The sequence below is a fragment of the Oleiphilus sp. HI0080 genome (assembly GCF_001635135.1).
In genome coordinates, this window is sequence record NZ_LWFU01000297.1 from 1 (window position 1) to 10,505 (window position 10,505).

Consider the following 10,505-nt stretch of genomic DNA (forward strand, 5'->3'; position numbering starts at 1 on the left):
GTTGACGAAGGACGTAAAATCCATCGATTTATCCATGAGATTTTCTGCAGACCAACAAGTGTCGCAATGTTAACAAAACGTTACGGTTTGTATCTCTTAACACATAGATAAACATTTAATTACGTCTAAACTTCTCGCATCAAAAACAAGAGACGCACACTAGCTAAATTGTCGGTGTGCTTTTGTGTCGCGAGAGGCTCCGTTTGTCAAAAGCAAATTCCGATCATGTCGCTTGTTCAAACGAACTAAGCCACGTAGCGATATCGACCAAAAAAAGCCAACACTTTGTCGCATTCGTTGTCGCATTTACCGCTGTATACCTGATCATTGTTAGCTCTCAAGGCGGGCTGAACGCCAACACTCACCTTTGGCTATTAGGAGCCGTATCCGTCAGCTTGGCTTATACATTCGGTTTTACCGGGCTCTGCTCGGGCCTGGCTCTGACATTTGCCGCCGATACGGTCACGGGATTTGAGCACGGTGCCTTAGGGGCAATTTCAAACCTCCTATTTACCGCTTCAATGACACTCACGATGCTTCTCCCTTACTTCGCACAAGATCAGGAAAAAATGTCGTCTCGCATGCTGGCGAGCAGCGCTGAGACCAGCATTTTTATAGGCTTGGCCGTACTAAGCTCAAGTGTCAGTGTTGGGCTCTATGTTTTGTCAGCAAATATCGGTTTGGAGCATGCGGATTATACCCTCTCGTCCTATCTCCATCAGGTGCTTGCCTCCGTTGTTATGGTCATTGGCATATGCCCGCTACTCATTCTTTGGCGACAAAAACAGCAATGGCCTGCCTTACCCCGCGACCCCAAAGAATACTCCGCATGGTGCATGAGCCTGATCTTGATAAGCTTTATGGCTCTGGCATTTGGTCGCAGCTGGATATCTCTTTGCGCACTGCTGCTTGTTTGGGCAACGCTTCGCTTTAGTTGGTTTGGTTGCTGCTTAGCGTTAGCGATTACCACTCTATTTATTTCGCCGGCCCAAAACAATTCAATAACCCTACCTCAAAGCATCGGTGTATCCGACTGGGTGATAACCAACTTTGAGCTTCTCGCCTGGTTCTTCATGAGCGCCACATCCCTCTACTTTGCATCGTTACTTGCCGACAAACGCCGTATTGAGAAAAATCTGGAAGCGCGTGTACTTGAGCGAACGGGCGAACTTGATTCCGCAAACAGGGACCTTCAGCTGGAAATCGAAACGCGCCACACGATTGAAGCCAGCCTAGAAAAGACAAATAAGCGATACCGAGCACTTATCGAAACCGCTGGAATCCCCGTTATTGTCATCAATGACAACTACCTAATAAAGCATTGGAACGGCTCATCAGAAGCGACCAGCGGGTATCGGTATGAATCCGTGCTCGGCAAAGATTTTCTCCGATTATGCATTCCCAAAGAAGAACATGAATCGTTTATTTGGCGGCTGAGGAAAGCAGCAGCGAGCAATACAAATCAAGAAAATGTCGAAACAAGCCTTCTCACATCGAGTGGAACAGAGCTGTCAATGCTTTGGAATATCAACTATATCTCTGATGAAGAACTGGATGAGCACGGCCAGTTTCTATTGATTGGGCAGGACATATCGAGCATTCGTAAAACACAGAATCAACTTCACTATCTTGCACACTTTGATTCACTTACAGGTGCTGCCAATAGGCGTCTGTTCGAGGATCGCTGCAAGCAAAGCATTGAAACAGCAAAGCGTTATGATTCATGTCTTGCGCTATTGAGCATTGATATCGATCACTTCAAAAAGATCAACGACACCCTTGGGCACGATGGAGGCGATGATTTTTTAATTGAGCTTGTATCACGATTTCAGCGGAGCGTGCGGAAAGAGGATACGATTGCCCGGCTCGGTGGCGACGAATTCGCTATCCTGCTCCCTAATGTTTCTGGCCAAGACGGTGCAGAGGTCGTGGCGCGCAACATTTTAGAGAGTATTACCAAGCCCGTAACCATAAAAGGCAATGAGCTTATTATCACCTCTAGCATCGGCATCACACTGTGTCCTGAAGATGCAAGTTCCTATGAAGCGCTGCTTAAAAACGCCGACATGGCGATGTATCGAGCGAAAAATAACGGGCGCAACAACATCCAGTTTTACTGTGAAGATATGAACAGTGAAATGATTCGACAAATCGAAATAGAAAAAGATCTAAGAGTCGCACTTAAAGAACAACAATTCTCTCTTCATTATCAACCCATTGTGGACACAAAGAGTGGCGAGATCATCGCACTTGAAGCACTTACTCGCTGGAATCACCCTGAGAAAGGCGTGATTATGCCCGATGAGTTTATAAACATCGCAGACCAAACGGGCCTACTCCAACAAATTGGTGAATGGTCAATCAATCAGCTTTGCGCCGAATGCAAGATTCTAAGCGAACAACATGTTCAAGAGTTGCCAATCGCCTTCAATCTAACACGACGACAATACAACCACCCAAGGCTTCTTCAGATGCTGTCCGATGCTTGCGAGACACATCGCTTTAATCCTAAACAACTCATTCTCGAACTGTCAGAAAATACCTTGGTACAAGTGGGCGATGACGCGCTAAAAATTTTAAGGAAGTTAAAAAGCTTCGGGTGCCTCATAGCAATCGACGGCTTCGGAACGGGATCTTCATCGCTTAACCAACTCAATGCGTTACCCATTGACATCATTAAGATTGATAGAAGCCTAGTGACAAGCTGCCTCACCAACAAACAGCACAGAATAATACTAGAGACCTTGCTAACGATTGCTAAACAACTTGGTATTAAGACCTTTGCCTCTGGCGTTGAAACACCAGCACAAGAGGCCTTTCTACAGAAAAACAAATGCCATTACGTGCAGGGCTTCTTGTACTCTCAAGCGCTCTCTATTGGGCCACTTATCGACTTTCTTGCCAAAACGGACACCCAAGAAGGTTTGCATTCCGGAGATCAGATCACCCTGCCTTTCGGTCAAGACCAGCTAAGAAAAGCTTAGGCCTCCTCTAGAGACTCCGCCAAACCTTGATGCAGAGCAAGAAACTGCTCGGTCAGATTGTGCTTGGGTGCAAAGTGAATTAACGGTTTGTTGTTCTGATGAGACTCTTTCATTTTGACACTCGCCGAAAGCTTTACATCAAGCACGGGCAACCCCTCTTCAATTAATTCGTCAACCAGCTTTTGAGGCAGACTGGCACGCGGTTGGAACTGATTTACCACGATACCTTCGACCTGGAGACCCTCGTTATGATCTTCCTGAATATCCTGTAGCTCACCCATAATCTGGTACAACGCCTTACGAGAGAAGTCGTCGCAATCAAATGGAATTAAGACCTTGTCTGCGGCGATCAGTGCAGAGCGCGTGTAAAAATTAAGCGCGGGCGCCGTGTCGATGTATATATCGTCAAAATACTCTTCCATATCTCGCAGCGCAGAACGAAGTTTATAGATCTTATGCTTGGCTTCGAGTTTGCGCTCTAGAAATTCCAGCTCTGGACTGGATGGCATCACAGATAAATTTTCATAGGGTGTCGCATGAACAAATTCACTTGAGTCCTTATTGAACAGATTAAAAGACAAGGTTTGTTCAAAAAAATCAGCAATGGTTGGCGCGAGCTCGTCTGAAGGTTTTCCAAGCAAATAATGTGTGCTATTCCCCTGCGTATCGAGGTCGACGACAAGCGTGCGACGCCCCCTAAAGGCACTTATTGCGGCTAAATTACACGTGATGCTCGATTTACCTACACCACCCTTTTGGTTAAACACAACGCGTATCATTTACTAACTCCCTGAGCTCTATCACCAAGACAAATCTTACTTACCAATCTAGAACTTTTTTGACGAATGGAACGGTTAAGCTTCTCTTCTCGACAAGCTGAGCATGATCTAGCTTATCGAGAACCTCTAATAATGCGCCCAAACTACGCGAACTTCTAGAGAAGATGTAGTTGAGCACCTCGCTATTTAGCGTCATACCTCGTTCGCGTGCGCGCGAAACTAAAGCAGACTTTTTATCTTCATCACTCAATGCATCAACATTAATTATGAGGCCAGCACCTAAACGCGATCGTAAGTCTGGCAATTTGAACTCACTATGGATTGGAACCACTCTGGCACTTACAACGAGCTGCTGCTTAAGGTCCCTGTAATGATTATACAGATTAAACAAAGCCTGCTCGCAAGCAGGGTTTGACGCAAAAGCATCGATATCATCTAGAACGAGTAAGTCGTAGTCTTGAAAATATTCAAAATAACTACCTAGCTCATTACCGGCCGCCACGGAAAGAATATCGCGAGCAGACAGATAATACGCGTTTTTGCCATTATCCAAAGCCGCATTAAGTAACGCTATGCTCAAATGAGTTTTTCCGCTTCCTGAGCCACCGGCAAGATAAACAAAAGCCTCTTGGCTATCGAATACCGCAGACCTTAGGCGAGCAACCACGTCAGAAGAAGAAACAGAGACAAAGTTGTCAAAGGTGAATTCCTTGCGAAACCCAAGCCCCAATAAGAGCTGCGGAGCAGCCTTGCGACTCACGACTCACCCTCGCTCAAAGCATCGCGAGTTCGTCGCCCCCAGATATGAATATAATTGAGACCACTGAGTAACGTTATCCCTGCAACCAGATAGACACCTAAGTCAATAAAAGGGCCAAGCGCCGCATAACCGGCAAGATGCAACAGCAAGACAACCACATATGAAATTTGAATAAAAGTGCAAAGCTTTCCAAGTAGCGTTGGCTGAATATCAAAATGATGCACTTTGTAGTGAAACAATAAGCCACCGATAACGATAATTAAATCTCTACCGAAAATGAGCAACACCAACCAAAGTGGAAGCTCTCCGAGCCAGGTAAGCAACACATAGGTTGTGATCAGTAAGAGCTTATCTGCGAGCGGGTCGGCGATTGCACCAAAGCGGGAGCGCCAATTGAAGTGCCGAGCGAGAAAACCGTCGACACCATCAGAAATTCCGGCAATGACAAATACAAGAAACGCATTTTGGAAGCTCTGTGTCATCAAATAATAGGAGAACGGCACGATGAGAACGATGCGAAGCACAGTCAGCAAATTTGGTATCTGATTAACAAACACCTAGTTATGCTCCACCATCAGGAACCCAATAGAAGTTCAGACTTTGCGGCATTTCGTTAAGCTCAACCGCTGCGAACTGGTCATCTTGAGTCAAAGATGCGTCTTCACGCTCTGCTGGCGGCTGCGCTGAACTCAGCTCGGTCTCTTGCGAGAACGGTGGCGCGACCAACTGAAGCTTGCCGGCAAGGGCAACTTGCTGCTCAAAGTTAGCCCGAGATCCACGAAGCTTAATCCCTAAATTGACCTTGTCTTGATAAACCTGTCGAACCGATACGTGCTCGACGCTTGAAAGCCGTTCAACATGCTCCACCAAGCTAGCATATTCGATAAATTGATCAATACCAGAAACAAGTATTCGCAACTCCTGAGCATCGGCCGTTGGATCACTCACAACTGCAAACTGCTCAGCAAGCTGCTGCGCTACTACCGAGGTCATCTGTCTCCACAAGCTAGGATAATCAACAGACTTTGCCCCGCCCGTTTTCGCGATGCTGCCCATCAGCAGCGTCCATTTTAACTCAAGCCCCTCATCCGCCTGATAGACGCGACCTAACAATCTATAATCATTCGGGTAACGTTGACTGGCCTCACTGACCGAACTTGGAAATAAACCCCAGAGCTCATTCAAATTTACCGAAGATAAGTCTTGCAGATCGCCTACAGGGAGAAATATTGGCAGCCCTGCACGTTCTGCCTCACGAGCTAAGCTCATGTTCAAAGCCGGATAATCTGAGTTCACCAAATGGCGCTCGCCATTTTCTTGCATGACGATCCACGCAATAATACTTGGCCGAAGGGCACCCCAAACAGGCAAGCCTATATCACGTATTTGCTGCAGAAGAGCATCATCGGAAAACTGAACCTTCAAGATATATTCTTTCTCAGGCAATGACTGTGCAAACACCGCACTGGAAGCGTCCGCCGAAGGATCTCGCTCTTCCCCATTTGACTCTGGCTGGCCAGAGTACAGCGAATTTCTTTGGTAGCTGAATCCGGAAACATAACTACGAGACTTCGCGAGTACCGGCTCTAGTTCGGGATTATCGAGACTTTCCTCATCCCCTGTGATCTTGACAACCACCTGCTTCAAAGCATCCGTAAATGCGGCATTACGATCAGCTTCTTGCTGAGTTTGAACTTGCACCGCTGCGGAATACATATCTATGCGTTCAGCGGCCGCAATTGGAAAAACGAAAGAAATGAACGAAAAAAGGGCTACAAACCTTATCAAGGAGGAGTTCCGCCAATAATTACAAATAATGAAGCCATGATATTAGCCCACACTCGGTATGACAATAAGTGAAACAAATAAGGCCAATAAATCGTTTATAGGGAGTTTATTCACTATCGAGCTAGAACTGCATATGGAGAGACTGGTAGAATTCGCGCCTCAAAGCATGACCCATTAAGCAGGCTTACAATGACCGACAAATCTCTTAGTTACAAAGACGCTGGCGTTGATATTGACGCTGGAAATCAACTAGTGGACAGAATCAAACACGTTGCGAAAAAAACAACTCGTCCCGGAGTATTAGGCGGACTAGGTGGTTTCGGCGCGTTGTTCGAGTTGCCAAGCGGTTACAGAGAGCCCGTTCTAATATCTGGCACAGACGGAGTCGGTACAAAATTGCGCCTTGCAATGGATTTGAACAAGCATGACAGCATTGGTATCGACTTAGTCGCGATGTGTGTTAACGACCTAATCGTCGCAGGTGCTGAGCCGCTTTTCTTTCTAGACTACTATGCCACCGGCAAATTAAACGTCGATGTTGCAGAACAGGTGGTCACAGGCATCGGTGAAGGCTGCTTGCAAGCAGGCTGCGCACTAGTTGGCGGAGAAACTGCTGAAATGCCTGGTATGTACCACAACGACGATTACGATCTAGCCGGTTTCTGTGTGGGCGTCGCAGAGAAATCAGAAGTCATTGACGGATCTCACGTTAACGAAGGCCATGTACTAATCGGGCTTGGCTCAAGCGGCCCCCACTCAAATGGTTACTCGCTAATACGAAAAATCATTGAGGTCTCGGGTGCCGACCTAGAAGATGAGCTCGAAAGCGGCGAATCGATCGCGAGCGCACTTATGCAACCAACGCGCATCTATGTTAAGAACTTACTCAAGCTTATTGCCGAACAACCGGTTCATGCCCTATCACACATCACAGGCGGCGGTTTACTTGAAAATCTTCCTCGTGTTCTTCCTGAAGGCTGCAAAGCGGTTATAGACACGTCGTCTTGGGATCTCCCTCCAGTGTTCAAGTGGCTGCAAAAGAACGGGAATGTCGAGGCAACAGAAATGTACCGTACCTTCAATTGCGGTGTTGGTATGGTCGTTTGTGTTCCACAAGCCGCGGCCCCAAAAAGCATAGAGCTGCTTTCTGAACTTGGCGAAAACGCATGGGTGATAGGATCCATTGAATCGAAAGGCGACGCTGAAGACGCTGTTGTGTTGAGAGGTTAGGAATGCAATCTGAGCCTGCACCTCTCCCTAAGGCCGTTGTACTAATCTCCGGTAGCGGAAGCAACCTACAGGCGATCATTGATGAAGTTGCATCCGGAGAGCTTCCTCTTCAGATATCTGCAGTGATTTCCAATGTGCCCGATGCCTATGGGCTCCAGCGAGCTCAGCAAGCTGAGATTGATACCCACAGCCTTGACCATAAAACGTTTTCACATCGCGAGCTTTTTGATGCTGAATTGATCAGAACGATAGAGCACTATCAGCCAGACATAGTTGTGCTCGCCGGCTTCATGCGCATTCTGAGCAATGATTTTGTCAATCGCTACCTTGGCAAGTTAGTGAACATCCACCCTTCTCTACTTCCCAAGTACCCAGGTCTGAATACGCATCGACGAGCAATTGACGCTCGTGACACACATCATGGCGTCACGGTTCACTATGTCATTCCAGAGCTTGATGCAGGACCAAACATCGTTCAGGCAAGAGTTGAAATAACAGAAAATGATACCCCGGAAACACTGGCAACCCGCGTTCAGCAGCAAGAACACGTAATCTACCCTATTGTTTTAAAATGGCTTTCAGAAGGCCGATTAGCTCTAAAGGGGAACCATGCAACGCTCGACGGTAAGCAGCTACCAGATACAGGGCTCATACTGGATAGCAGTCGAGTTCTTCATTAAACTGAATGCTCCGAGCAAAGGAGCTATCTATGATTCGCAGCTTGTCGCAATTCAAAATAGTGTTCGCACTAAGCCTCATCGTTACTGCTTGTTGCGCAAACGCTAACGACAAATCTCTGATTGAGGCTCATTCTGCTTCATATCAAGCGCATATCTCTCAAGGGATAAGCCTTAACGGTGACGCAACGCGTGAACTTACTCAACTGGAAGATGGCTCTTGGTCTTATCGCTTCTACGTTGAAACTACACCAGCAGAGATCACAGAACGCAGTATATTCGAGTTAATCGACGGCAAAATAAAGCCGAGGCAGTACGATTATTTACTCAGCGGCTTTCTAATCAAAGACAGACGCCAAAGCGTTGTATTTGATCAATCAAACGGTACCCTTACAGAGAAATATAAAAAGAAACAATGGGAGTTGAGCGCTCCTGACAACATTCTCGACCGTCTAAACTACCAACTTCAGCTTCAAGTCGATGTCGGCTCTGGAGATAAAGAGTTTGAGTACAAGGTTATTCATAAGGGCAAAGTCCGCCACTATCGTTTTGAGGTTATCGGCGAGGAATCGATCCAAACGCGCTTAGGTACAAAACGTGCTCAAGTAGTCCAGAAACTTAGAGAGGGAGGCAAAAAGCGAGAAACCAAGCTTTGGTTTGATCAAGCCCCGCCTTATGCGTTACTCAAAATGATTCAAACCGAGCCTGATGGGGAGTACTATGAAATCAATATCACCGGCCTCACTAGCGACACTCCCCCAGCGTCCAGCACTACGAAGTAATCGACAAAAGTGTACCCTCTACGGCCTATAAACCCTCACAAATGGCCAACTCCACGACCTGCTATAGTGCAAAATCCGTACAATCAGCTATGATGAACAAATAACAACCAAACTCTAATAACTATAAAGAATTTATAAGGTGCAAATATGAGCATAGCAATTTCCATTAGGAGTTCGCTGCTCAGGGAACGAGTATCCAGTCGACCAAAGCTTCTTTGGGCTTTATTCTTGGGCGCGTTTATCTCTTCGACCGCATGCGCTACCCCTCCTTCTGCCAAGGATGCGATATCTAACCAATTTTGGGGAAATCTTTATAAAAAAGGGGGCCAAACGTTTTACTGCAAGAAGTCATTCAGTAAAAAAAACCCCTTAATTGCAGCCAGCTACATTTACCCACAAGGAAGCATAAGGCAACACCTAGGTTGCGGCACCAAACGCCAATGCCTTAGAGACAGTGCTGAATACAACCGAATCGCCTCAGATCTTCACAATGTGGTACCTGCCGACTCTTACTTTGAAATGAAGCGCACAAACACTGTCTTTGGTGCTCTTGATTCAGATATTGAAGCAAACGACTGCGGCATAAAACGCATGATGCACATTATTGAGCCTCCTGCAGCCGTGCGCGGGGATATTGCTCGCGTTATTTTCTATATGCATCAAACCTACAACCTGCCCGTTATCGGCAGCCCTGCCGTACTTGAAGCGTGGAATAAGATAGACCCACCGAGTGCTGATGAGATTGCGCGCAGTAAACAGATATATGAATTGCAAGGCAACGCGAACCCGTTGCTCTCTGTTTCAAACGTCGCCTCGCATTCATCAATGAACGATAACGCGATAAACGTTAATTAACCCGATAAATCGCGGGGGCTATAACGGCTCTATTTGATCGACAAGCAACTGGACTGAGCGACGACCACGATAATCATTAATGGCTGGTCGGAAAAGGATTTTTGCTTTATCCAGAGTCCCACCGCAATGTGGACTAGAAAACTCGATGGCATCCATTAGCTGCTTGTCCGGCATTTCAACAACCAACTTAAGGTGCCTCTCCTTTAAAACGCGACTTTGAACGATCCGGACTTCCGCATCAAATCTCGGCTCTGGGAACTTTTGGCCCCAAGGGCCTGCTCGTTCGAGCAACTCCACCATTGGCAGGCTTAATTCTTCGCTCTGCAGATAGCCATCAGAGAATGCGATCGCCTCTAAGTCTTCGGGCTTCAGCAATTCACTCACTACTTGATTAAAAGCAGCTTTGAACGCATCAAGCATATCGCGCTCCAAACTCATTCCCGCCGCCATTGCGTGCCCGCCAAACTTCTTTAGGATCTTCGGGTGTCGTTTGGCAACTAGGTCTAGCGCATCACGCATATGCAAACCGGAAATCGAACGCGCAGATCCTTTCAATATATGAATATTCTCTGGGTCATCCGATTCTGGCGCAAAGGCGATGGCTGGGCGGTTTAACCGCTCTTTAATTCGAGATGCGAGTATGCCAATCA

The 10,505-nt window shown here is 46.8% G+C and carries 10 protein-coding genes; 5 read left to right on the forward strand and 5 right to left on the reverse strand.

Annotation, left to right across the window (positions count from 1 at the left end; genetic code table 11):
• Nucleotides 1-203 precede the first annotated feature (203 nt).
• A complete protein-coding gene (locus tag A3751_RS03095; protein ID WP_068451921.1) occupies nt 204-2,984 on the forward strand; it encodes an EAL domain-containing protein in 2,781 nt (926 codons plus the stop codon).
• Here the strand turns inward: A3751_RS03095 and A3751_RS03100 are convergent.
• Genes A3751_RS03100 through A3751_RS03115 form a run of 4 tightly spaced genes read right to left on the reverse strand, consistent with a single transcriptional unit; the run spans nt 2,981 to nt 6,311 of the window.
• Nucleotides 2,981-3,763 carry a ParA family protein gene (locus A3751_RS03100; protein ID WP_068451925.1) on the reverse strand — a complete coding sequence of 261 codons (783 nt, stop codon included), beginning with the start codon at nt 3,761-3,763 and terminating at the stop codon, nt 2,981-2,983. The genes A3751_RS03095 and A3751_RS03100 overlap by 4 nt on opposite strands.
• 40 nt (nt 3,764-3,803) lie before the next feature.
• Nucleotides 3,804-4,523 carry a DnaA regulatory inactivator Hda gene (gene hda, locus A3751_RS03105; RefSeq protein WP_068451928.1) on the reverse strand — a complete coding sequence of 240 codons (720 nt, stop codon included), beginning with the start codon at nt 4,521-4,523 and terminating at the stop codon, nt 3,804-3,806.
• Nucleotides 4,520-5,080, reverse strand: a complete 561-nt coding sequence (locus A3751_RS03110) for a CDP-alcohol phosphatidyltransferase family protein (protein ID WP_068451931.1) — start codon at nt 5,078-5,080, stop codon at nt 4,520-4,522. Before A3751_RS03110 ends, hda begins: the two co-directional genes overlap by 4 nt.
• 4 nt (nt 5,081-5,084) lie before the next feature.
• Nucleotides 5,085-6,311: a DUF2066 domain-containing protein gene (locus A3751_RS03115; RefSeq protein WP_068464325.1), complete on the reverse strand. Its 1,227-nt coding sequence runs from the start codon at nt 6,309-6,311 to the stop codon at nt 5,085-5,087.
• Between the two features lie 189 nt (nt 6,312-6,500).
• Here A3751_RS03115 and purM point away from each other — a divergent pair, with 189 nt between their 5' ends.
• The 4 genes from purM (at nt 6,501) to A3751_RS03135 (ending at nt 9,855) form a co-directional block, all read left to right on the forward strand.
• On the forward strand, nt 6,501-7,541 hold the full coding sequence (purM, locus tag A3751_RS03120; protein WP_068451937.1) for a phosphoribosylformylglycinamidine cyclo-ligase: 1,041 nt from the start codon (nt 6,501-6,503) through the stop codon (nt 7,539-7,541).
• 2 nt (nt 7,542-7,543) lie between these two features.
• Nucleotides 7,544-8,221, forward strand: a complete 678-nt coding sequence (gene purN, locus A3751_RS03125; RefSeq protein ID WP_068451940.1) for a phosphoribosylglycinamide formyltransferase — start codon at nt 7,544-7,546, stop codon at nt 8,219-8,221.
• Nucleotides 8,222-8,250: 29 nt separating this feature from the next.
• Entirely contained in the window at nt 8,251-9,000 is a 750-nt protein-coding gene (locus tag A3751_RS03130) for a DUF3108 domain-containing protein (protein ID WP_068451943.1), read from the forward strand.
• A gap of 147 nt (nt 9,001-9,147) precedes the next feature.
• A complete protein-coding gene (locus A3751_RS03135; protein ID WP_068451945.1) occupies nt 9,148-9,855 on the forward strand; it encodes an endonuclease in 708 nt (235 codons plus the stop codon).
• A gap of 18 nt (nt 9,856-9,873) precedes the next feature.
• Here A3751_RS03135 and A3751_RS03140 read toward each other — a convergent pair.
• On the reverse strand, nt 9,874-10,505 hold a 632-nt coding region (locus tag A3751_RS03140; RefSeq protein WP_231876833.1), incomplete at its 5' end, for a DHHA1 domain-containing protein.

Excerpts from the sequence above, each read along its gene's own strand:
- A3751_RS03100 (WP_068451925.1), bottom strand. The coding sequence starts at position 3,763 with ATGATACGCGTTGTGTTTAACCAAAAGGGTGGTGTAGGTAAATCGAGC.
- purM (WP_068451937.1), top strand. The coding sequence starts at position 6,501 with ATGACCGACAAATCTCTTAGTTACAAAGACGCTGGCGTTGATATTGAC.
- purN (WP_068451940.1), top strand. The coding sequence starts at position 7,544 with ATGCAATCTGAGCCTGCACCTCTCCCTAAGGCCGTTGTACTAATCTCC.
- A3751_RS03130 (WP_068451943.1), top strand. The coding sequence starts at position 8,251 with ATGATTCGCAGCTTGTCGCAATTCAAAATAGTGTTCGCACTAAGCCTC.
- A3751_RS03135 (WP_068451945.1), top strand. The coding sequence starts at position 9,148 with ATGAGCATAGCAATTTCCATTAGGAGTTCGCTGCTCAGGGAACGAGTA.